Below are 21,393 nucleotides of genomic sequence, written 5' to 3' on the forward strand. Positions count from 1 at the left end.
GACCGAACGTGCAGGCACCCTGTGCCGCGCGGCCTATACTCGGGCTCAGCCTGTCCTTCCTGAAGTGTATTGACGATGAATCGACTCGCATCGACCTACGTCGCCGCCGGCGTGCTGGCAGTGGCCACGCTCGGCACCGGCGGTCTGGCCCAAGCCGACGAGCCGGCGTCCGCACCGGCTCGTTTCGGCGACCGCCAGGCCGGTCACTTTGGCGATATCGACCAAGGTCATTTCGGCGATGCGGCCAAGGGCAACTTTGCCCAGCACAACTTCAAGCGGGAGCAAGAGGGGCGGGCGCCGGTCGTCGATGCCCGGCCGGTCAGTCCCGGCAGCATGTTCCGCAAACCGGCCGCGCCGGTCGACGCCGCTCCATACGTCACGCTGCCGGCTCCGGTGGACGCCACGCGCTGATCAAGCCGCACCGGCGGCGGCCGCCGGTGCCTGCCAGACGATGCGCCCGCCGTGCAGCGTCAGCACCGGCCGCCCGCAGAATGTACGGCCGGCAAATGGTGTATTGCGCCCGCGGCTGTGCCAGCTCAGCGGGTCACGGGTGTCGATCGTCCAGCGGCGCTCGGGGTCGATCAACACCAGGTTGGCCGGGGAACCGGGGCTGATGGCCGGCTCGGCACGGCCGAGTACCAGCGCCGGTCCAAGGCTGGTGCGCGCCGCCAGCTGCAGCGGGCTCAGCAGGCCGGCATGGACCAGTTCGATCAGCAGCGGCAATAGCGTTTCGAGCGCGGCGATGCCGGGCTCGGTCAGCGGGAACGGATTGATCTTGGCGTCGGGCTCATGCGGCTGATGATCGGAGCAGACGGCGCTGATGACGCCGCGCGCCACGGCTTCGCGCAGGCTGTCGCGGTCGCGCGCGGTGCGCAGCGGCGGCACCAGATGTGCCATCGCGTCAAAGCCTTCGACGTCGGCGTCGATCATCGCCAGCTGGTGTGCAGCGACGTCGGCGCTGACCGGCAAGCCACGCGCCTGCGCCGATTCCAGCAACTGCGCGCCGCTGGCGGTCGACAGCCGGCAAAAATGAACCCGGGCTCCGGTGTCTTCGACCAGTGAGATCCACAGCCGCAGCGCCGCGACCTCGGCTGCGATCGGAATCGGCGGCAAGCCCAGCCGCGTGCCGACCGGCCCTTCGTGGGCGCAGCCGCCGTTGGCCAGATCAGCATCTTGGGCGAACACGTGCACGGTGGCGTTCAAGCCGTGTGCGTATTCCAGGGCGCGCCGCGCCACCAGCGCATTGCGCAGCGGTGCCAGCGCATTGCCGAAGCCGACGCAGCCGGCGCGCTGCAGCGCACTCATCGATGCCAGGGCTTCGCCTTTGAGGCCTTGCGTCAGCGCGCCGAGTACGGCGATGTCGAGCCCGTGAATGCGGGCGGCCTTGCCGTTGATGCGGTCGACGACGGCGGGGGAGTCGACCACTGGGCTGGTGTCGGGCGGCAGCACGACGCAGCCGATGCCGCCGGCTTGGGCAGCGCCGGTTTCTGACTGGAAGTCGGCTTTGTGCGTGGCGCCTGGCTCGCGAAAGCGGGCGGCGAGGTCGATCGCCGACGGCATCAGCCAGCAGCCGTCACCATCCAGCGTCTGGTCGTAGGCGGTGTCGGGCAGCGCTTCGCCGCGATGGTCGATGCGACCGTCACGGATGCCGACGTTGACCACCGCGTCAAAGCCACTGCTCGGGTCGAGCACGCGGACGTTGCGGATCAGCAGCGACAGCGCGGTGCTCGACGAGCTCATGACAGCACCTCGGCGGCAGGCGAGCCGAGAATCTCGGCCATCACCGCCATGCGCACGGCGATGCCGTGCGTGACTTGTTGCAGGATCAGCGAACGCTCGCCATAGGCGAGTTCGCCTTCGATTTCGACGCCGCGGTTGATCGGGCCGGGGTGCATCACGATCGCGTCCGGCTTGAGCTGGCGGAACCGCTCGCGAGTTAGGCCGAAGTCGGCATGGAATTCGGCCAGCGACGGCAGGAAGGCGCCGAGCATCCGCTCTTTCTGGAGTCGCAGCAGGATCACGACATCGACGCCGTCGAGGCCGCGTTCGAGGTCATGGAACACGCGCACGCCCATCGATTCGATGCCGGCCGGGATCAGCGGCGGCGGCGCGACGACGCGGATGTCGACGCAGCCGAGCGTGCGCAGGCCGTGGATGTCCGAGCGTGCGACCCGCGAATGCAGCACGTCGCCGACGATCGCGACCGACAGGGCGCCGAAGCCGGCGCTGCGCGCCTTGGGCGCGTGCGCGCGGATCGTGTACAGGTCGAGCAAGCCCTGCGTCGGATGCGCGTGGCGGCCGTCGCCGGCATTGAGGATCGCCACGCCCGGTGCCGCATGTTCGGCGAAGAAATGCGCTGCGCCGCTGGCTTCGTGGCGGACGACGAACATGTCGGCCTGCATCGCTTCCATCGTCTTGAGCGTGTCGAGCAGCGTTTCGCCCTTGCTGGTCGACGACGCGGCGATCTGCAGGTTGATCACGTCGGCCGACAGGCGCTTGGCCGCCAGCTCGAACGTGGTGCGGGTGCGGGTCGACGCTTCGAAGAACAGGTTGACGACCGTGCGGCCGTTGAGCAGCGCGACCTTCTTTTCGGCGCCGGATGTGGCTTGAGCCAAGCCTTCGGCACGGTCGAGCAGACGCAGGATCAGGTCGCGGGGCAGACCCTCCATCGTCAGCAAGTGCCGCAGGCGGCCGTGCTCGTCGAGTTGCAGGGAGGGAGTTTTCATGCTGGGGCGCGAGTTTAGCAGAGCGCCCCGCCGTGCTGGATGGGCTGTTTTGTCCTACTCCGCCGGCAGCACTCAGCCCGGCTGCTCGGCCATCCATTGTTCAAGGATGATCCGCGCCGCCTCGCCGTCGCGGTCGCCTTTGCGGACCCGGCGGTTCATTGCGCCGCTGGCGCGCGCACTGCGCAGCGCATCGTCGGCGGCGCGCGAGCTGTAGCGCTCGTCGGCCAAGTGCACAGGCAGCCGCGTTCGCGCTTCCAGTTGTCGAGCGAAGCGGCGCGCCGGCTCGGTGATCGGCTGCTCGCCGCCGTCTTCGTCCAGTGGCAGGCCGACGATCAGGGCCGCCGGCCGCCAGTCCGCGATCAGCCGGTCGATCGCCGCCCAGTCCGGCTGGCTGTGCTGGGCGATCGTGGCCAGCGGGCGGGCGGCGCCGGTCAGGCGGTCGCCGATGGCCGTGCCGATGCGGCGCTGACCGTAGTCGAAGGCCAGGTACTGGCTCAGGCGTGCCCCGCTGCGCCGGTCAGCTGGGTCACGTCGACGCCAAGCAGCCGGGTTGCCGCCTGCCAGCGTTCACGCGGCGGCAGCGCGAACAGCACGTCGCCGTTGACCGGTGTGTTGAGCCAGGAGTTGTGCAGGATTTCGTCTTCGAGCTGGCCGGCGCTCCAGCCGGCGTAGCCAAGCGTGACCAGATAGTCGCGCGGCCCGCGGCCGTTGCCGATCGCGCTGAGGATGTCGCGCGACGTGGTGATGTACAGGTCGTCCTGCACATGCAGGCAGGATTCCCAGCCGCCCGGCTCGCGATGCACGACGAAGCCGCGTTCCGGCTGCACTGGGCCGCCCCAGTAGATCGGCGGATCGTCACCGATGCCGTCGTGCGACAGGCCCATCTGTTCGAGCATCGCACTGAGCGCCAGGTCCGTCGGGCGGTTGATCACCAGCGCCACGGCGCCTTTGTCGTTGTGCTCGCACAGCAGCGATACCGTGTGATTGAACGTCTCGTCCTGCATGCCGGGCATTGCGACGAGAAACTGGTTTTTCAGAAAGTGGTCCTGGCTCATGCCCGCAGTATCGCCCAAGCCTTCAACGGCGCGCGGCGAGCCGGCGCTCGATGGCATCAATCAGCAGCCCGCCGATGTCGGTGCCGAACGCAGCGTCGATCTCGCGGGCGCAGGTCGGGCTGGTCACGTTGATTTCGGTCAGGCGGTCGCCGATCACGTCGAGGCCGACAAACAGCAGGCCGCGGCGCTGCAGCTCGGGTCCGACCGCAGCGGCAATCCGGCGGTCGTCGTCGGTCAGTGGGCGCGGCTCGCCGCTGCCGCCGGCGGCCAGATTGCCGCGCGTCTCGCCGGCCTGCGGCACGCGCGCCAGGCAGTACGGCACCGCTTGGCCGTCGACGACCAGCACGCGCTTGTCACCGTCCTTGATCGCCGGCAGATAGCGCTGGGCGACGATCGTGCGCGTGCCCATCAGCGTCAGCTGCTCGATCACCGACCCCAGATTCATACCGTCGGCGCCGACGCGGAAGATGCCCATGCCGCCCATGCCGTCGACCGGCTTGTAGATCACGTCGCCGTGTTCGGCGTGAAACGCACGCAGCGTCGCCGCGTCGCGCGAGAACAGCGTCGGCGGGCACAGCTCCGGGAACCACGCGGTGAACATCTTCTCGTTGCAGTCGCGCAGGCTGTCGGGGCGGTTGACCACCAGCGCACCCTGCGCTTCGGCGCGCTCGAGCAGGTAAGTCGCCGTCACGTATTCGAGGTCGAACGGCGGGTCCTTGCGCATCAGGATCGCGTCGAGCTCGCCGAGCCGCAGTGCTTCGGCTTGGGAGTCAAACTGGTACCAGTTGCGCTTGTCGTCGGCCACCGTGACGCGGCGGCCGCGACCCCAGGCCACGCCATCGCGCAGCCACAGGTCGCCCAGCTCGAAATACACCAGCTGCCAGCCGCGTTTCTGCGCGGCCAGCATCAGGGCCAGCGTCGTGTCCTTGTACGGCTTGATGGACCCGATCGGGTCCATCACCACGCCTAGGCGCGGCATGCTCAAGCGGCCTTGGATGCAGCGACGAGGCGGTGCGACGCAGCGACTTCGCGGGCGGCAGCCAGCAGCGCCAGCCGGGCGACCACGCCGTAGGCATAAGCGCGGTTGGGCATTGCGTCGGGCGACAGCGTTCGGTCCGGGTGGCTACAGCAGCTTTCGAACGGCAGCGGCTTGAAGCTCATGCCGGGCGAATTGAGGTTTTCCTGGTTGCCGCGCTTTTCGTTGACGCGGTAGAAGCCGCCGACGACGAAGCGGTCGATCATGTACACGACCGGCTCAGCTGTGTGGTTTTCAGCGCCCCAGGTTTCGAACGTGTAGACGCCTTCCTGGATGATCGCGCCGGTGACGTCGCGGCCTTCCTTGGCGCTGGACATGTGCGTGCGTGCCTTGCGGTTCATTTCGCGCAGCTCATCGACGCTGCGCACCGTCATCACGCTCATGCCGTAGGTGCCGGCATCGCTTTTGACGATGACGAACGGCTGTTCCTTGATGTCGTACTGGCGGTACTTTTCCTTGATGTCTTCGAGCAGCAGCTCGACATTGCTGATCAGGCATTCCTCGCCTTCGCGCTTCAGGAAGTTGATCTGCCCGCAGTTGCGGAACAGCGGATCGACCCACCAGCTGTCGATGCCAGCCACCGCGCCGAACTCGCGCGCCACTTCGCGGTAGTAGCCGAAGTGCGACGACTTGAGCCGCGAATGCCAGCCCAGCTCCTGCGGCGGCATCACGTTCTGGTCGAGGTTCTGCAGGATCTCGGGAATGCCGCCCGACAGATCGTTGTTGAGCAGCACCAGACAGGGATCGAAGCCCGCCACGTTCACGCGGTCGCCGCTGCGCTGCAAGGGTTCGAGCCGCAACGTGCGGCCGGAGATCTCCAGCGTCAGTTCGGTGGGCTCGCGCAGATCGGGCAGTAGCGATCCGACACGGACGTGGTAGCCGGCCTTCTGGATCAAGTCATGTAGCGTGGCGACGTTTTCCAGATAGAACTTGTTGCGCGTGTGGTTCTCGGGCACCAGCAACAAGCCGGTCGCGGTCGGGCAGACGCGTTCGACCGCCGATTGGATCGCCTGGACGCAGACCGACTCGAACTCGGGATTCAGGTTGTTGAAGCCGCCGGGGAACAGGTTGGTATCGACCGGCGCCAGCTTGAAGCCGGCATTGCGCAGGTCCACCGAGCAGTAGAACGGCGGCGGGGTTTGGTGCCACTGGCTGCGGAACCAGGCTTCGATATCCGCGGACTGCTTGAGCAGCTGCGTCTCGAAGGTCAGCAGCGGTGAGGTGTTGCCGCTGGTGAGAGCGAGGGCGTCGTCGGCCATGGTGTCCATCCAGTGCGTCGGGGACCGCCATGGTAACGCCAACCGATTACCGCCAGCGCTTTGCGCGGCGGCCGGCGTCGTCCGGATGTAGGGACTTGGACGGCAGCGGCATCGGCTACAATGCGCGCGCTTCACACCCCTACATCAGCCTCAGACCGTCCGCGCCATGACCTTTGTCGTCACCGAAAACTGCATCAAGTGCAAATACACCGACTGCGTCGAGGTGTGCCCGGTGGACTGCTTCCACGAAGGCCCTAACTTCCTGGTGATCGACCCGGAAGAATGCATCGACTGCACGCTCTGCGAGCCGGAGTGCCCGGCCGAAGCGATCTTTGCCGAAGACGATCTGCCCGAGAACCAGGCCGAGTTCAAAAAGCTCAATGCCGAGCTGGCCAAAACCTGGCCGGTGATCACCGAAAAGCAGCCCCAGCCGGCCGACGCCAAGGACTGGGACGGCAAGCCGGGCAAGCTGCAGCTGCTCGAACGCTAGACCGCCGCCTGCCGCCGGCGCCCCGCGCGCCGCTGCGGCCTACTTCTTCAGCAGCGACTTGAGGTCGGCGAACGGATTGCCGGTGGCCACGGCCGCCGGGGCCGGCGTCGAGGTGTCGCCGGTGAAATCCTTGTAGCGCGAGTGCTCGTTGTCGTGGCAGTAGACGCACAGCAACTCCCAGTTGCTGCCGTCTTCCGGATTGTCGTCGTGATTGTGATTGCGATGATGGACGGTCAGCTCTTGCAGATTCACTCGCGTGAACTCGCGCGCGCAGCGGCCGCAGACCCACGGATACATCTTCAGCGCTCGCTCGCGGTAGCCGAGGTTGCGCGCTTCTGACGCACGGCGCTGGTCGGCGACGATGCGGTCGAGTTTGGCGTGGTCGATGGTCTTGTTGGTGGCCAAAAGCAGAGTCCGGCTGGTCAGGAAAGCCGCAGCCAGACTTGGCCCGGCGTGCGTTCGACTTCGACGATAGCGCTGGCCGGGTCGTAGCGATAGCGCAGGTAGCAGTGGTCGCGCACATCGGACAAGTAGCGCCGGTCAAACAGCACCGCGTTGTCGCCAGCACAGCGCGCCGAGCGCGTCAGCAGGCCGGGATGTCCGCGTTGCTGCAGATCGCGGCCGATGCCTTGGCAGACCGCGTAGGAATTGCGGTCCACCAATGCCGGTTGTTCGTCGAGCTTGCCGCGCAGGTCGACCAGCAGCGCGTCGGCGGCGACCCGGTACACGCGCCGTTCGCCGCTGATCGGCCGCGCGTGTGCCTGGGCGCCGATGTCGTCGATCAGCCGGCGACGGAAGTGATGCACGGTTTCGTGCACCGTCGTCTCCAGGTCCAGCGATCCGTACCAAGCCGGGTGGCCGCCATCGGAGAACCGCGTAGCGAACCAGTGGCCGCGCACGAACGGGTAGAGCACCGCCTGACCGTAGCCGGCCTCGAACGGCCGGTTGATCGCCGGCAGCGGCAGGCGCGGCTTGCTGGCGATTTCGGCTTGCGCGAACAGTGCGGCGTCGGCCGGGTCGTCGCTGAGGTCGTCGGCCAGATTGCGTGACACGCGCAGGCTGACCACGTTGCGATACAGGTCACCGTCGAAATGCACGGCTTGGTCGTAGAGCGCCATCGCTACAAGCCGCGCAGATGGTCCAGATAGCCGCGAATCGCGACGAGGCCAGGCAGGCCCTGCTCCAGCATGATCTCCAGCGGCGTGTAGCGATCCAGCGAGGCGTTGCGGCGCTGCGGCCAGTCATAGGCCAGTTCGGGGTTGTCCGGATACAGCAGGCGCAGGCTCTTGTGAATGCCGAACAGATGCCCGACGCGGTCCATCAGGTCGCGGCTGTCGGGCAACGGGGTGCCGCGCCGGTAGCGGCTCAGCGCGGTGCGGCTGCCGGCCGACAGGCCCAGCAATTCGGCTTGCGTGGCGGTATCGAGCTGCCAGTGATCAAACAGGCGCGTGACCATCTTGGCCAGCCGCGCGCGCTCGTCTTTGCCGTAGCTGACGCGTCTGCCCGGCGCCGCTTCGGCGACCCGCAGCGCTTCGTCATCGAGCATCGGCTTGGCAGGATAATGTGTGCTCATGCGGACAAACTATGTGCGCAGGCGAACAAATGCAAGCCCGTCGGCGTCAGCCGGGCCGGCGCACGCTGAAGTCGACGCGGTCCAGCGAACGCCCCTCGGCGTCCAGCAGCTCCAGCTGATGCGGCCCGGGCAGCGGGGTCCACAGCACGACCTTGGCGGCGCTGCCGATGTCGCGGCCGTCGAGCCTCAGGCGCAGCGACGCGCTGGCCGGCTGCGCTTGAAGCGGCACGTGCTGGCGGCTCAGCGGAATGTCGGGGTCGAGCGCAATCAGGCTGCCCGTGGCCGGCGACACCAGCCGGGCGCGTTGCGCGGTCGGGCGCGCGATGGCGACCTGCGAGGTCTGGGTGCCGGCGATGAACCATTCCTGGCGCGGTGGCTCGATGCCGGCCTCGTAGCGCAGCGCCTGCTGCACCAGCCCGGCCGGCGCGGCATCGGTATCGGCGTCGTCGCGCGGCAGTGCGTCGAGGATCTCGCGCCAGGCGGGCGCCGCGCCGGTGATGCCCGAGACGGTGCGCATCGGGTCGCCTTCGAAGTTGCCGACCCACACGCCGACCGTATAGCGCTGCGTGCCGCCGATGCACCAGTTGTCGCGCAGATCCTTGCTGGTGCCGGTCTTGACGCTGGCGCGATACGGCGTCGACAGCGGACCTTCCAGGTCGAACGTGATCGCACGCGCGCTACGGTCGGCGAGGATGTCGCGGACGATCCACGCGGCCTCGGACGCGATCACCGGGCGCGGGTCCGGCGATGGGTCTGACGGCCGTAAGCGTAGCGGCGACCAGCGCCCGCCGCGCGCCAGCGTGCGGTAGGCATTGACCTGTTCCAGCAGGCTGACGTCGGCCGAGCCCAGCGCCAGCGAATAGCCGTACCAGTCGCCGGGCTGGGTCAGTCCGGCGACGTAGCCCACGTCGTGCAGCCGTTCGCGGAAGCGGTCCACGCCGGTCAGCAGCAGCGTGCGCACGGCGGGGATGTTCAGCGACCCGGCCAGCGCGGTGCGCACGCTGACCAAGCCCTTATAGTCGTGCTCGTAGTTCTGCGGGCGGTACAGGCCGGGGCCGGCTTCGAGCGCCACCGGCGCGTCGTCGAGCAGCGAGGCGGCCGTCAGCCAGCGCTGTTCGATCGCCAGCGCGTACAGAAACGGCTTGAGCGTCGAGCCGGCTTGGCGCAGCGCCCGCGCGCCGTCGACCTGCGGCGCGCGGCTGGCCGGCCCGGCCGATCCGACGTAGGCCAGCATGTCGCCGCTGGCGTTGTCGACGACCACGGCCGCGCCGTCGCGGACCTGTTCGCGGCCCAGGCCCGCCAGCTGCGTGCGCAAGGCCTGCTGCGCCAGCCGTTGAACGCCGGCGTCCAGTGTCGACACCACGCGCTCGCCGGCCCGGCGCAGCAGCTGGCGCGCCAAGTGCGGCGCCAGCGACGTGTCGTCAGCAGCGCCGGTGCCGCCGACGGACCGTTGCGCGGCCAACGCGGCTAGCGTTCGCGCTTGCTGCGCGGCGCAAGCGGCGCCGCTGATCCGGGCCAAGCGGCAGGCGCGGACGGCGACCGCTGGCGGCGCTGCGCCCGGCGCCGGCAGCAGCGCGGCCAGCGTCCACGCGTCGTCAGCGTCCAGGCCTGCGGGCTGTTTGCCGAACAGCGCGGCTGACGCAGCGGCTATGCCTTGCAGCTCGCCGCGAAACCCGGCGCGGTTCAAGTAGGCCTCCAGAATCTGATCCTTGCTCCAGCGCGTTTCGATCGCCTGCGCGGCGCGCATCTGGCGCAGCTTCTGCAGCATGCTGCGGCGCTGGCGCCCACCGCCGAGTTGCGGGTCGAGCTGCGCGGCCAGCTGCATCGTGATCGTGCTGGCGCCGCGCCGTGCCCGGCCGCTGACGCGGTCGCGCAGCGCGCCGAGCACGGCCAGCGGATCGACCCCTGCATGCTGTTCGAAGCGCCGGTCCTCGGCCTGAATCACGGCAGCCCGCAACGCAGGCGACACGTCCGTTAGCGGCGTCCATTCGAGCCGGCGACCGTGCAGGTCGATCCGCAGCGATTGAATCGGCGCGCCATGGCGATCCAGCAGTACCGCGTCGGACGTTCGGTATGCAGCGCGTGCGGCGTCCGGGTCGGGCATTGCCGGCGGCGTGGTCACGTCCCACAGCCAGGCAGCTGCGAGCAGGCTGGCGCTGCCGGCCATCAGCAGCGCCAGCGCCGCGAGCAGACGATTAGTCAGCCGGCGCGGCATCGCCGGCCACGTCGAGCGCATCGATCGGCAGCTCGCCGAGCATCTCCGGCGCGTACATCGCCTCGACATGCGTCGGCGGCATCGAGAAGTGCCCGCTGGTGTTGAAGCGCACCGTGTATTCGATCTGGAAACGGCCCTTGGGTACGAACGCGTAATAGGCGCGGTAGGCGTCGAAACGCCGCTCCTCGAACGCGGGCCACACGCGGCTGGCCGACGATGCGCCACCGTCGCCAGCGACGAGGGCCGGATCGCGGCCCAGGCCGGTGCCGAGCAGCGTGCTGCCGCCAGGGATCGGGTCGTCGACGACGACCCAGCGCATGTCGGCCTGCGCGTCGACTTCGAGGCGCACCCGTGCGACGTCACCACGCGTCCAGCGACCGGCCACTTGCTGATCCACCGGCGTCAGCGTGCGCGTGATCCGATAGCCGCTGGAGAACGGTTCGCGTCGCGGCAGCGCGGCGCGGCTTTGCACCAGCGCCCACGGCGCGCCGCTGCCGTCATGACTCAGTTGCAGAGTCGATGCCGCCGCAGGCCACGCCAAGTCCAGCGCGGCGCCTTGTGGTGCGGCTGCCCAGCGTTGATCGGCTTGCTGCCCGTCGAGCGTGGCGCTCGTGCGCCCGTCGACGCGGCCGCGCTCGTAGCGTGCTGCGAAGCCTTGCAGTACCAGCGCGCCCCAGGCATTGGCCGTGGTCAGATCCCAGCGGCCCGCATGTTGGCGCTGCAACGCGCCGCGAATCAGTGCCGGCAGTTCGTCGCGCGCGTCGGCTTCGGCGAGCAGCGCCAGCACCGCGCGTAGCGCGACGCTGTCGTCCGATGTCAGCAGCGGGCGTCGCGATGCGTCGCCGCCAGCGGCGCTCAGCGTGATGACCGTGCCCTGTACGTTGAAGCGTGCACGCAGCAGTTGCTTGGCTCGCGCCAGGCGTTGATTGCGCGAGGGCGCGTCATCGATCCGCTGCAGCGCGCCGAGGTAGTCGACCAGCATGCCGCTGGACCACAGGCTCGGATCGCCCGGCAGCGTCGTCAGATCGGCTGCGCGCGCCATCTGGTAGCGCGACAGCGCTTCGATGGACTGCAGCCGGATCGCGTCGCTGATGCCACGCGACATGCCGACGGTCGATACGCGGCCGTCGAGTTGCTGGCGCAGGCCGGACAGCAGTGTCGATTGCAGATCATCGGGCAGCGTCCAGCCGGACTCGCTGGCCAGCTGCAGCAGGTAGGCCGTCAGTTCGGCGTCGCCGTCGAGCGCGCTCGACGGGAAGTAGCGCAGCAGGCCTTGGCGATCGATATAGCGCGGCAGTTCGCTGGCGAAGGCGTCCCACTGCGCGCGGTCACCGAGCGCCACCGCGCGCGACGCACGCTGCTCGGCGCAGGCATAAGGGTAGTCGCGCATCCAGTCGCGGCTCGCATCGAGGCCCGCCGTCAGCGACGGCGACAAGCCGATCCGCAAGCCGCCGAGCGCGACGCCGTCGCGCCCGGTCAGCGCGCCGGGCGGCGTGGCCACTGGCAACGTCAGCCGGCCGTCGTTGATCGCCAGCAGCGCGGCTTGAGTCACGCGGACCGGCGTGCTCGGTGCGACGATCTGCGACACCTTCAACGCATCCAGCGGCGTCGCATCGGCGGCTGCATCGCGCGGCCGAGCGCTGACCTGCCATTGCAGATGGTCGACGCCGGCGGGCGCCTCGATGCGGAAGCGCGCCGGTGCGGCGCTGTTGGCGGCGACGTCGATGTCGACACGCTGGGGCGGCATCGGCGCGCCGACATCAGCGCCGACTTGCGCGTCGACGCGCAGCGACAGCGCGCGAGCCGTGGTGTTGCGCAGCGTGAACACCGCGTCGAAGCGATCGCCTTCGCGCACCAACGGCGGCAGTCCGGACAGCAATTGCAGATCCTGCGTGGTGCGGATGCTCGCGTGCCCGGTGCCGAAGCGGTCGGCGCCGGCGCTGGCCACCGCGGTCAGCCGGAAGCCGGTCAGCGCGTCGTTCAGCGGCACGTCGATCTGCGCGTGGCCTTGCGCGTCGAGCGCCACGCGCCCCTTCCACAGCAGCAGGCTGTCGAGTTGTTCGCGCGCCGCGCCACGGCCGCCGCCACCGCCCGGCGCCAGCGCCTTGCGCCCGTAGTGACGCTTGCCGACGACTTGCGTCTGCGCAGTCGAGGTCAGCACTTCGTAGCCGCGACGCTGCATCATCGCGCCGAGCAGATCGACGCTGTCGTTCGACAGCAGGTCGAGCAGTGCTTCGTCGACGGCGGTGAATGCGATCTCGGCCCGCGCCGGCAACGCGCTGCCGTCGCTCGGCTTGACCTGCACATCGACGCGCGCCGTATAGCGGGTTTGGTAGGTGTCGCTCCCAGGCTTCACTTGCACGTCGAGTCGATGCGCCGCCCAGCCAACGTCGACCGCCGCCATGCCGATCCGGAATGCGGGCCGCGACAGGTCGGTGGTCGCGGTCGGGCTGTCGCCGTCGAGCGTCAGCCAGCGGTCGAGTCCGAGCCAGCGCAGGAAGCGATAGAACCGCGAGCGGAAGTCGCCGACGCGCGGCCGCAGCGCCAGTACCGACACGTAGACGTTGGGCGCGTAACGATCCAGCGCCGGGATCGTCACCACCGGATCGCGGCCGGACAGTTCGGTAACGAAGGCGTCGATCACGCCTTCGCGTTCGACCGTGACCAAGGCCGTGGCATGACGAAACGGCATCCGCGCCTGTAAGCGGATCGATTCACCGGGCTCGACTTGGCGGCGCTCGGCGACCAGGTCCATGCGGTCGGAATCGCCTTGGGTGAACCAGGTGTCGTCGGCGCCGGCGAGCCAACGCGTATCGACGGCTCGCGCGACGCGTCGCTGATCGTCGGCCGCGCGCGCCTCGATCAACAGCATGCCGCTGACGCCGGGTGTCAGCGTGCAGCGGACCAAGCCCTGAGCGTCGCTGCGTGCGCTGCAGCCGGCGTCGAGACGTATCGTTTCGCTGCTCTGCGAATAGGTATAGAAGCCGCCGACGAGTCGCTTGCGATAGGCGTGCTGCTTGACCTGATACAGCGTCACGTCGACCTTGCGCCCGCGCAGCGGCCGACCGTCCAGCCCGAGCACGACGGCCTTGACCGGCACGCGGCCCGGTGCGGCGCCGTTCGTGGTCGTCGCAATACCGACGACCACCGACGACGGCCACAATGCGGTGCTGTTGCGGACGCTGGTCAGCTCGCCATTGGCATCCGGATATTCCAGTTCGGCGATCAGTGTCTGCGGCGTGTCGTCGGCCGGCAGCGCGTCGACGACCGCGCGCGCGGCACCGTTGGCATCGAGCGTCAGCGGCAGTGTGCGGCTGGCCCGGCTCGCCGCGCTGCCAGAATCGGCCTCGTTCGCGTCCGGAAACAGGCCAGTGTCGCTTTCATCGCGTATGCCGGGCTCGATCGGCTGTGCGTCGAAGCGATAGCCCTCGTAGCCGTCGAACTCGGGCGTCCGCGCTTGCAGTTGCGTACGCAACTTGACCGGCAGCCCGCCGGCGCCGCCACCGCTGAAGTAACCCACATACAAGTCCAGCGGCAGTTCGCGTCGAGCCACGGCGGGTTCTGCCGGCGCCTGCAGCATCGCGCGCATCAGCGGCACGCGATATTGCTCCACGCGAAAACTGCCGCCGTCGCCGAGGGTCTCGTCGCCGCGCTGATACGACAACTGGTACTGGCCGAGACGCGCGTTGGCCGGGATCGCCCAGTGGCCTTCGGCGATGCCTTGCGCGTCGAACTGCAGCGGCAGCGTCACACGCTCGTCGCTGCCAGCGTGAGCGATCACCAGCGCCGTCGGCGCCTGCTGGCCGATCGCGATGCCGCTACGCGTGTGCTGGCGCCAGTAGTGCTTCATCGACACCGTTTCGCCAGCGCGGAACAGGCGTCGGTCGAGCACCGCATGACCGATCTGCGGCGCACTCCACAGCCCGCTATCGAATCCGAAATCGCCGGGCGAAATGCCCTCGCTCCAACTGCTCAGCACAAACGAGAAATCGCCGTCGGCGCGGGCGCTGACCATCAGCGGATGGCCGTCATCGCCACTGCAATCGCCCCACGACGCCGGTTTGGGCAGCACGTCGTCGATCCGCGCGATGCCGTTGGCGTCGCTGACGCCGTTCCATAGCGGCCGACCGTCGCAGCCGTCGACGACGCGGACCTGGGCCGCCGCCACCGGGCGCGCGCCGTCGAGCGTGGTCACGAACGCCAGTGAGCTTTCGCGGCCCCATTTGAAATGCACCGCAAGGTTGGTCACCAAGGCCGTCGTCGCCACGTAACGCGTGGCCGGTTTGCCCAGCAGCGCGGCGCCGAGCCTGGGGCTGGCCAACTCGACGACGTGAAAGCCGGGCTCGGTCAACGGAATGCCGATCAGCTCGAAGGCTTTTCCGCCGGCCGGCCGCGTCAGCTCGAACGCCTGCGCGCCGTTGGCGTCATCGCCCGCGCCGGCAAATACCGACTCGACGCCGGGCGGCACCGGCTTGTCGTCGGCCCACTGCGGCGACATGCGCTGACGCACGCGCGCGATCCAGCGCAGCACCTCGGCCTCGTCGTCGATGCGCCGGCGCGTACCGCCGATGCGCTGCGCGGCCACGGCCGGCTCGACGTCGCGCAAGCTCAGTGGCAGCACGCCGCCGAGCTTGGATTCGAGAATGCCGAACTCGCCGCTGAACTTGACCAACGGCGGCGCTTGGTCGGTGACCACCGCCAGCGGGAAGCTGCCGGCGTTGGCCAGCGGCCGGCCGGCGTCGTCGCGCAAGTCGGCCGGCAGCTGCAATTGCAGTTGGGCGCCTTCGGGCAGCGGTGCATCGAAGCGCAAACGCTCGACCGGGCCGCCCGAGTCCGGCTCGTCCCAGCGCGCGGCGCGTTCGAAGCCAGGGCCGACCAGACGAATCTGACGCGCCTGCTGTGCGGTCACCGGCGCGCTGAAGCTCAGATGCAGCGGCAACACCGGCACGCAGGGGGCATTGGCGTTGACCCGGTCGCAGCCCAGGCTCGCCGTGAACGGGGCGCGGGTGCGCAGCTTCAATACCTGATCGTGGGTCGTGGCAACGCCACTGGCGCTGCGGATGCCGGCACCCCAGGTCAGCGCGATGTCGGTGTTCTCGGGCAGTGGCCGCGCACAGCGCACCACGAGCAAGCGACGCTCGCGCTGTTCGCGTTCCGACGCCGGCATCGGGTTCCAGTCTTGGTCCCGCTCGTCGCGCAGCAATTCGTAGTAGCGATAGCCCAGCGCGCGACGTTGACTCAGTACCGCCTCGCGTTCGGGGCCTTGCAAAACCTGCAGCGGCAGACGTTCGGCCAGATTGTCGGCGCTGCAGTAGCCGTGCTCGGCAACGCTGGCCGCTGTCGCAGATGCATCCAGCATCAGCAGGAAGATCGCAGCGGAGTCGACGCTGCGATCGCCATCGGCTGGCAGGGAGCGGCGGATTGCAGGTCCGCCGGTGTCGAAAGCGAAGTCCCGGGTGCCGGTGATCGGGGCACCGGAGCGCGTGGTCAGGCCGGGTTTTAGCGTGAACCGGCAGCGCAGGCCAGCGGGCAGGGGCTCGATGAAGTCATAAGCCCATTGACGGTCGTCGATCCAGCGGCCTTGGCCGGCCGTGGGGCAGTCGACGTCGTAAGGCGCAGCGGCCGTGGCGTCGCCGAGAGCCTGCATCGGCTCCGAAAAGCGGGCTACGGCCTGTTGTACGTCGCGCGAGCTGCCGGTCGGTGTGAAGTGCTCAACCGCCGCAGCTTGCAGCAGCGCTGGCCAAGCCAGCGCCGCCAGTACGAAGACATGACGCATCGGGTCGCTCTCTTGGCTTTTCCATACTGTAGCCGGTTGAGCCGAGTCGCCGATGCGTCCGAGGATCAGTCGCGGTTACGCCATTCGTCACGACGGTTGTCGCGGCGATCGTCGCGACGGTCATCGTGGCGGTAGATGTAAGGCGAGCGCGGCGGCGCGGGACGCACGGTGCCGACACCGGCGCCGACGTTGACGCCAACGCCGACATTGACGCTGCCACCACGCGCCGGGCCAGGGCCGTACACGCGGCCGCCTTGCGGAGCGCCGAGCACGCCCTGGGTCACGTCGCGCGCCAGGCCCAGCGAGCCGCGGGTGGCGTCACCGGCAATGCCGAGTGCGCCGCGAGTAGCGTCGCCGGCAATGCCGAGCGCGCCGCCGACGATCCCGCCCACCAAGCCGCGCTGCGGCGGTGCGCGACGATCGTCGTAATAGCCGTCGTCGTAGTAGCGCTCGTCGTAGTAACGATCGTTCGGGCGAACAACGCCGCGCCCTGCATTGACGTCGACGTTGACGTTGACCCCCGCCGAAGCGCGCGCCTGTGCCATCGCGACCTGCGGAGTGGCGATCAGCAGCAGACCGGCCGTGAACAGCGGAAGCCTAATCGAAACAGACGTCATGGGTTCTCTCCCTGTTGCCCGAGACGGGGGCAGTTATCGAATATCATGGTCCGCTTTGTGCACGCCTGTAAACTTCCAGCGGCGCACCGCGATCTGTAGGCAATTTGCTGACGCCGAATCGGTGAACGGGCGCCGCGCTGGCATGTGACAACGACATTCCGTGGCCTGAATGGGCGCGGGTGCATCGATGCCCAACGTTGCGGCAGCGGGTGGCAGCCGTGGTGGCCGCGATGGCCGCGCGCCTGTGATGCGGGGGCAATCGCGCCGCCTGCGTTGACGCCCTTCTCGGCGCCGGCCTAGCCTGCCGCCGGACGGGCCGATCACGGCCGCAATCACGATGAGGACGGACTTTGACGACTTTGGTTAGCGCGGGCCGCATGGCGACCGCCACGATGCTGCTGCTTGCGTTATGGCCTCTCGCCTCGATGCCGCTTCAGGCCGCCGACCCTGTGACCGCGATCCGCGCGGCGCAGTTGATCGATGGGGTCGCCGACCAGCCGCTGCGTGACGCCGTGGTGCTGATCGAAGGCGGGCGCATCACCGCGGTCGGCAGCGCGTTGCCGATCCCCGAAGGCGCGCAGCTGATCGACCTGGGCGGCGCCACGCTGCTGCCGGGCCTGATCGACTGCCACACGCATATCACCGGCGATCCTGGCGATTATTACGAGTCCTTGGTCCGCGACAGCTCGATCGACGTGGCCGTCAATGCTCATCTCTATGCCGAGCGCACCTTGCTGGCCGGATTCACGACGGTGCGCAATCTGGGCGCGCCGGACTTCGTCGACGTGGCCCTGCGTCGCTCGATCGACGAACAGCGTACGCGCGGTCCGCGCATCGTCGCTGCCGGGCACGGCATCGGTGCCACCGGCGGTCACGCCGATTTCACCGGGCTGTCGCCGTCGCTGCGCTTTACTGGATTCACCGGCGTCGCCGACGGCGTCGAAGCCGTGCGGCTCAAGGTGCGCGAGCAGGTCAAGTACGGCGCCGACGTGATCAAGATGGTGGCCACGGCCGGCGTCCTCAGCGAAGAAGATTCGGTCGGCGCACCGCAGTACACCCAGGCCGAAATGGATGCGCTGGTCGACGAAGCGCATCGCTGGGACCGCAAGGTGGCCGCCCACGCGCATGGCACCGAGGGCATCAAGATGGCGGTGCGCGCCGGCGTCGATTCGATCGAGCATGGCAGCCTGCTCGATGCCGAGGGCATTCGCATGATGAAGGCGCGCGGCACGTATCTGGTCGCCGACGTCTACGACGACGACTACATCCTGGCCGAATACGCGCGTCTGAACTACCCGGAAAAAATTCTGGACAAAGAGCGCCAGGTCGGCCGGCTGCAGCGTGAGAACTTCCGCAAGGCCGTGCAGGCCGGCGTGCGGATCGCCTACGGCACTGACGCTGGCGTCTATCCGCACGGCGACAACGGCAAGCAGTTCGCCAAGCAGGTGGAGTGGGGCCAGACCCCGATGCAGGCGATCCAGTCCGCCACCGGACATGCGGCCGACTTGCTCGGTCGCAGCGACCGCGTGGGCCGCATCGCGCCAGGTCGCTACGCCGATTTGATCGCCGTCAGCGGCGATCCGCTCAAGGACGTCAGCGAGCTGGAGCGCGTGCAGTTCGTGATGAAAGAGGGCCTGGTCTACAAGCGCAACGGCAAGGCGCAGCTGCCGTAACGCCGCGCATGGCTCAGACCTGGTGCGGCTTGGCCAGGTATTCCTCGGACTGCATTTCCTTGAGCCGCGACAGCGTGCGCTTGAACTCGAAGCGCAGCTTGCGGCCGGCATACAGCTGATCCTGCGGCACGGCGGCGGCCAGGATCAGCTTGACGCCGCGGTCGTAGAACTCGTCGACCAGATTGATGAAGCGCCGCGCGCCGTCCTCGTGCTCGAAGCTCAGCTGCGGGATGTTCGACAGCAATACCGTGTGGTACTCACGGCCGAGCTCGATGTAGTCGGCGGCCGAGCGCGCGGTTTCGCACAGCTCGGCAAAGTCGAACCAGACCACGCCGCCGGCATTGCGCCGCGTGCGCAGCGGCCGGCCTTGCACCTGGATCACCGCGTCCGGCTTGCCGGCTTCGCCGGCCAGTTGCGCAAACCACGGTGGCAGCAGCACGTCGGCGTCGCCGTCGGCCGGTACCAGATACAGCTTGACCCGCGTCAGCGCGCGCAGTCGGTAGTCGACGCCGCCGTCGACGTTCAGCACCTTGAGCCGCTGCTTGATGCGCTCGATCGCCGGCACGAAGTTCTGGCGCTGCAAGCCGTCCTTGTACAACTCGTCCGGCGCACAGTTGCTGGTCGCAATCAGCGTCACGCCCTCGTCGAACAGGTATTCGACGAGTTTGCCGAGGATCATCGCGTCGGCGATGTCGGACACGTAGAACTCGTCGAAACAGAGCACGCGCACTTGATGGCTGATCTCCAGCGCGACCAGCTTGAGCGGGTCGCGCTTGTGCGAGTAGGTGCGCCGGCGCTCGTGGACATCGAGCATGAAGCGATGAAAGTGCGTGCGCTGCTTGTAGCCAAACGGCAGCGAGTCATAGAACGCGTCCATCAGATGCGTCTTGCCGCGCCCGACGCCGCCCCACAGGTACAGGCCTGACACCGGCGGCCAGCTGAGCCGGTTGCTGAGCAGCTTCTTTTTCGGCGGATACGCCAGCAGTTCGCGATACACCTCGTCGAGCGCGTCGACGGCAGCCGCCTGCGAGGCGTCGGCGACGAAGCCGCTGCGCGCCAGGTCCTGCTGGTAGCGCTGGCGCGGCGACAGGGCGTCTGCAGCGGGGGTTTCGGGGCTTTCGAGGCTCATGCGGGTTCTGCCGTGGCGGCGATCGGGTCGGGCTCGGCGCCAGCGAGCGCGACGGCTGCGTCGGGTTCGCCGCAGCGGGCCAGCACCACGGCGCGGGCCGCGTCGCGCAATGCGGCAGCGTGGTCGCCGACCGGCAGCGGGGGCGCGATGTCGACTTCCACCGCACTCCAGCGGAAGCGGACCGAGCCGCCACCGAGCAAGCGCCGCGTGCCGCGGATCGTGACCGGTACGACCGGAATGCCGGCTTTGGCTGCCAGCAGAAAGGCCCCGTTCTTGAATGGAAGCAGGCCGGGTTCGGCCTTGAACGTGCCTTCGGCGAAGATCGCCAGCGACTCGCCGTTGTGCAGATCGCGCAGCATCGCCCGCGTCTGCACGGCGCCGGCTCGCGCGCTGCTGCGGTTGACGAAACGGTAGCCCATGCGACGCAGCACGGTGCCGGCGTAGAACCAGCTGGCGACCCCGTGCTGGATCACGAACGTGAAGCGGCGCGGCAGCACGGCGGTCATCACCAGCCCGTCGAGGTAGCTGGCGTGATTGCTGACCACGATGCAGGGCCCGGCGGGCAGATTGCCGGCGCCGCGGATCCGCAGCGGAACCAGCATCAGCATCAGGCCCAGCCGCACGCCATAGGCGCCGATGTGACGGCGCAGCGTCTGCCCCGGCGCGATCAGGATCAGCGGGCAGATCAGCAAAAAGGTGTTGATGCAGAACACCAGCGTGGCATACGCGGTGTAGAGACCTGCCAGCAGGCGCGCGGGCAGGGAAGGAGTGTCGGTGGCCATGGCGCGGCATTATCGGGGATCGAGCGACGATCCGCTTCTACAATGCGCCGATGACCGACCCCTCTCCGTTTGCTGAGCAGGCCCGTGCCGACGATGCAGCGGCGATCGAGCGGCTGCTCGACTTGTTGTGGATCGAGCGCGGTAGCGGCACGCAGACACTGGCCGCGTATCGGTCTGATCTGATGCTGTTCGCGCGCTGGCTGGCGACCCGCGACGTTGCCATCGCCGAGGCTGGCGAAGCCGACATCCGCGACTATCTGGCGATGCGCGGCCGGTTGCACGAGCAGATGCGCGGCAAGGACCGCAGCCTGCAGTTTTCGGCTCGGTCGCAAGCCCGGCTGATGTCGGCACTGCGGCGCTTCTACCGCTTTCTGGTCCGCGACGGCCAGCGCAAGGATGACCCCAGTGCGCGGCTGACCTCGCCCAAGCTGCCGCGTGCGCTGCCCAAGCACATGGAACAGGCGCAGGTCGACCAGCTGCTCGACGCGCCCGATGTCGCCAGCCCGCGCGGCTTGCGTGACCGCGCGATGCTCGAACTGATGTACGCCAGCGGCCTGCGCGTCAGCGAGCTGGTCAATCTGAAGCGACACCAGCTGAGCCTGCAGCAGAATCTGGTGCAGCTGGTCGGCAAGGGCGGCAAGGAGCGGCTGGTGCCGATCGGCGAGATTGCCGAGCAATGGCTGCGGGACTATCTGGCGCAGGCACGCCCCGAGCTGTCGCGAGGTCAGGAATCCGACTGGCTGTTCGTCACCTCGCGCGGCGGGCCGATGACGCGTCACAACTTCTGGCAGCTGATCCAGCGCTACGCGGCCAAAGCCGGCATCCGCCAGCACCTGTCGCCGCACACGCTACGCCACGCGTTTGCAACGCATCTGCTCGACCACGGCGCTGACTTGCGCGTGGTGCAGACCTTGCTGGGCCACGCCGACCTGTCGACAACGCAGATCTACACGCATGTCACCCGGGTACGCCTGCGCGACTTGCACCAGCGACATCACCCTCGGGCCTAAGCGGTCGTCGTCGTCACAGCGTTGGTGGCATCATGCAGCTCCGGTGGCGAGC

General features: G+C 68.5%; 18 protein-coding genes. 4 read left to right on the plus strand and 14 right to left on the minus strand.

What is annotated here, in order from left to right:
* Positions 1 to 75: 75 nt before the first annotated feature.
* A complete protein-coding gene (locus BUB09_RS14510) occupies positions 76 to 411 on the plus strand; it encodes a hypothetical protein (RefSeq protein WP_072898677.1) in 336 nt (111 codons plus the stop codon).
* Here the strand turns inward: BUB09_RS14510 and BUB09_RS14515 are convergent, their stop codons facing one another.
* The 6 genes from BUB09_RS14515 to gshA form a co-directional block, all read right to left on the minus strand.
* A complete protein-coding gene (locus BUB09_RS14515; RefSeq protein ID WP_072898918.1) occupies positions 412 to 1,719 on the minus strand; it encodes a dihydroorotase in 1,308 nt (435 codons plus the stop codon).
* Between the two features lie 17 nt (positions 1,720 to 1,736).
* On the minus strand, positions 1,737 to 2,726 hold the full coding sequence (locus tag BUB09_RS14520) for an aspartate carbamoyltransferase catalytic subunit (RefSeq protein WP_072898679.1): 990 nt from the start codon (positions 2,724 to 2,726) through the stop codon (positions 1,737 to 1,739).
* 72 nt (positions 2,727 to 2,798) lie between these two features.
* Complete coding sequence (gene ruvX / locus BUB09_RS14525) at positions 2,799 to 3,290, minus strand: Holliday junction resolvase RuvX (RefSeq protein ID WP_366486510.1); 492 nt, start codon at positions 3,288 to 3,290, stop codon at positions 2,799 to 2,801.
* Positions 3,221 to 3,781, minus strand: coding sequence for a YqgE/AlgH family protein (locus tag BUB09_RS14530; protein ID WP_072898920.1), 561 nt, complete (start codon positions 3,779 to 3,781; stop codon positions 3,221 to 3,223). The genes ruvX and BUB09_RS14530 overlap by 70 nt, the downstream gene beginning before the upstream one ends.
* Positions 3,782 to 3,803: 22 nt before the next feature.
* Positions 3,804 to 4,760, minus strand: a complete 957-nt coding sequence (gshB, locus tag BUB09_RS14535; RefSeq protein WP_072898683.1) for a glutathione synthase — start codon at positions 4,758 to 4,760, stop codon at positions 3,804 to 3,806.
* 2 nt (positions 4,761 to 4,762) lie between these two features.
* Positions 4,763 to 6,076: a glutamate--cysteine ligase gene (gshA, locus tag BUB09_RS14540; protein ID WP_072898922.1), complete on the minus strand. Its 1,314-nt coding sequence runs from the start codon at positions 6,074 to 6,076 to the stop codon at positions 4,763 to 4,765.
* A gap of 166 nt (positions 6,077 to 6,242) precedes the next feature.
* On the opposite strand from gshA, the gene fdxA reads away from it, so the two are divergent.
* The gene (gene fdxA / locus BUB09_RS14545) at positions 6,243 to 6,566 is read left to right on the plus strand and encodes a ferredoxin FdxA (protein WP_072898685.1); all 324 of its coding nucleotides are present in this window, start codon (positions 6,243 to 6,245) and stop codon (positions 6,564 to 6,566) included.
* Positions 6,567 to 6,605: 39 nt separating this feature from the next.
* Here fdxA and BUB09_RS14550 read toward each other — a convergent pair whose 3' ends face one another.
* The 6 genes from BUB09_RS14550 to BUB09_RS14575 form a co-directional block, all read right to left on the minus strand.
* The gene (locus BUB09_RS14550; RefSeq protein WP_072898687.1) at positions 6,606 to 6,971 is read right to left on the minus strand and encodes a YajD family HNH nuclease; all 366 of its coding nucleotides are present in this window, start codon (positions 6,969 to 6,971) and stop codon (positions 6,606 to 6,608) included.
* A 17-nt stretch (positions 6,972 to 6,988) separates the two neighbouring features.
* On the minus strand, positions 6,989 to 7,684 hold the full coding sequence (locus BUB09_RS14555; RefSeq protein WP_072898689.1) for an RES family NAD+ phosphorylase: 696 nt from the start codon (positions 7,682 to 7,684) through the stop codon (positions 6,989 to 6,991).
* A gap of 2 nt (positions 7,685 to 7,686) precedes the next feature.
* The gene (locus tag BUB09_RS14560; RefSeq protein WP_217650313.1) at positions 7,687 to 8,139 is read right to left on the minus strand and encodes an antitoxin Xre-like helix-turn-helix domain-containing protein; all 453 of its coding nucleotides are present in this window, start codon (positions 8,137 to 8,139) and stop codon (positions 7,687 to 7,689) included.
* A 46-nt stretch (positions 8,140 to 8,185) separates the two neighbouring features.
* Entirely contained in the window at positions 8,186 to 10,375 is a 2,190-nt protein-coding gene (gene pbpC / locus BUB09_RS14565; protein WP_245793297.1) for a penicillin-binding protein 1C, read from the minus strand.
* Entirely contained in the window at positions 10,335 to 16,130 is a 5,796-nt protein-coding gene (locus tag BUB09_RS14570; protein ID WP_084083470.1) for an alpha-2-macroglobulin family protein, read from the minus strand. The genes pbpC and BUB09_RS14570 overlap by 41 nt, the downstream gene beginning before the upstream one ends.
* Positions 16,131 to 16,195: 65 nt before the next feature.
* Complete coding sequence (locus tag BUB09_RS14575; RefSeq protein ID WP_072898691.1) at positions 16,196 to 16,747, minus strand: hypothetical protein; 552 nt, start codon at positions 16,745 to 16,747, stop codon at positions 16,196 to 16,198.
* Positions 16,748 to 17,124: 377 nt separating this feature from the next.
* Between BUB09_RS14575 and BUB09_RS14580 the strand changes: the two genes are divergently transcribed.
* On the plus strand, positions 17,125 to 18,420 hold the full coding sequence (locus BUB09_RS14580; RefSeq protein WP_084083471.1) for a Xaa-Pro dipeptidase: 1,296 nt from the start codon (positions 17,125 to 17,127) through the stop codon (positions 18,418 to 18,420).
* Between the two features lie 13 nt (positions 18,421 to 18,433).
* On the opposite strand, the gene zapE is transcribed toward BUB09_RS14580, so the two are convergent.
* Entirely contained in the window at positions 18,434 to 19,549 is a 1,116-nt protein-coding gene (gene zapE / locus BUB09_RS14585) for a cell division protein ZapE (RefSeq protein ID WP_072898693.1), read from the minus strand.
* Positions 19,546 to 20,331 carry a lysophospholipid acyltransferase family protein gene (locus BUB09_RS14590; protein WP_072898695.1) on the minus strand — a complete coding sequence of 262 codons (786 nt, stop codon included), beginning with the start codon at positions 20,329 to 20,331 and terminating at the stop codon, positions 19,546 to 19,548. Before BUB09_RS14590 ends, zapE begins: the two co-directional genes overlap by 4 nt.
* 50 nt (positions 20,332 to 20,381) lie before the next feature.
* On the opposite strand from BUB09_RS14590, the gene xerD reads away from it, so the two are divergent.
* Positions 20,382 to 21,341, plus strand: coding sequence for a site-specific tyrosine recombinase XerD (gene xerD / locus BUB09_RS14595; protein ID WP_072898697.1), 960 nt, complete (start codon positions 20,382 to 20,384; stop codon positions 21,339 to 21,341).
* Positions 21,342 to 21,393 lie beyond the last annotated feature (52 nt).

Source organism: Hydrocarboniphaga daqingensis (assembly GCF_900129825.1).
Lineage (GTDB): Bacteria > Pseudomonadota > Gammaproteobacteria > Nevskiales > Nevskiaceae > Hydrocarboniphaga > Hydrocarboniphaga daqingensis.

Bases quoted from the DNA above. Each gene is read 5' to 3' on its own strand.
- BUB09_RS14555 (WP_072898689.1), bottom strand. From the start codon at position 7,684: ATGGCGCTCTACGACCAAGCCGTGCATTTCGACGGTGACCTGTATCGC.
- BUB09_RS14560 (WP_217650313.1), bottom strand. From the start codon at position 8,139: ATGAGCACACATTATCCTGCCAAGCCGATGCTCGATGACGAAGCGCTG.
- BUB09_RS14590 (WP_072898695.1), bottom strand. From the start codon at position 20,331: ATGGCCACCGACACTCCTTCCCTGCCCGCGCGCCTGCTGGCAGGTCTC.
- BUB09_RS14580 (WP_084083471.1), top strand. From the start codon at position 17,125: ATGGCGACCGCCACGATGCTGCTGCTTGCGTTATGGCCTCTCGCCTCG.
- BUB09_RS14520 (WP_072898679.1), bottom strand. From the start codon at position 2,726: ATGAAAACTCCCTCCCTGCAACTCGACGAGCACGGCCGCCTGCGGCAC.
- BUB09_RS14510 (WP_072898677.1), top strand. From the start codon at position 76: ATGAATCGACTCGCATCGACCTACGTCGCCGCCGGCGTGCTGGCAGTG.
- pbpC (WP_245793297.1), bottom strand. From the start codon at position 10,375: ATGCGCTCGACGTGGCCGGCGATGCCGCGCCGGCTGACTAATCGTCTG.
- BUB09_RS14530 (WP_072898920.1), bottom strand. From the start codon at position 3,781: ATGAGCCAGGACCACTTTCTGAAAAACCAGTTTCTCGTCGCAATGCCC.
- gshA (WP_072898922.1), bottom strand. From the start codon at position 6,076: ATGGCCGACGACGCCCTCGCTCTCACCAGCGGCAACACCTCACCGCTG.
- BUB09_RS14575 (WP_072898691.1), bottom strand. From the start codon at position 16,747: ATGACGTCTGTTTCGATTAGGCTTCCGCTGTTCACGGCCGGTCTGCTG.
- zapE (WP_072898693.1), bottom strand. From the start codon at position 19,549: ATGAGCCTCGAAAGCCCCGAAACCCCCGCTGCAGACGCCCTGTCGCCG.
- xerD (WP_072898697.1), top strand. From the start codon at position 20,382: ATGACCGACCCCTCTCCGTTTGCTGAGCAGGCCCGTGCCGACGATGCA.
- fdxA (WP_072898685.1), top strand. From the start codon at position 6,243: ATGACCTTTGTCGTCACCGAAAACTGCATCAAGTGCAAATACACCGAC.
- gshB (WP_072898683.1), bottom strand. From the start codon at position 4,760: ATGCCGCGCCTAGGCGTGGTGATGGACCCGATCGGGTCCATCAAGCCG.
- BUB09_RS14570 (WP_084083470.1), bottom strand. From the start codon at position 16,130: ATGCGTCATGTCTTCGTACTGGCGGCGCTGGCTTGGCCAGCGCTGCTG.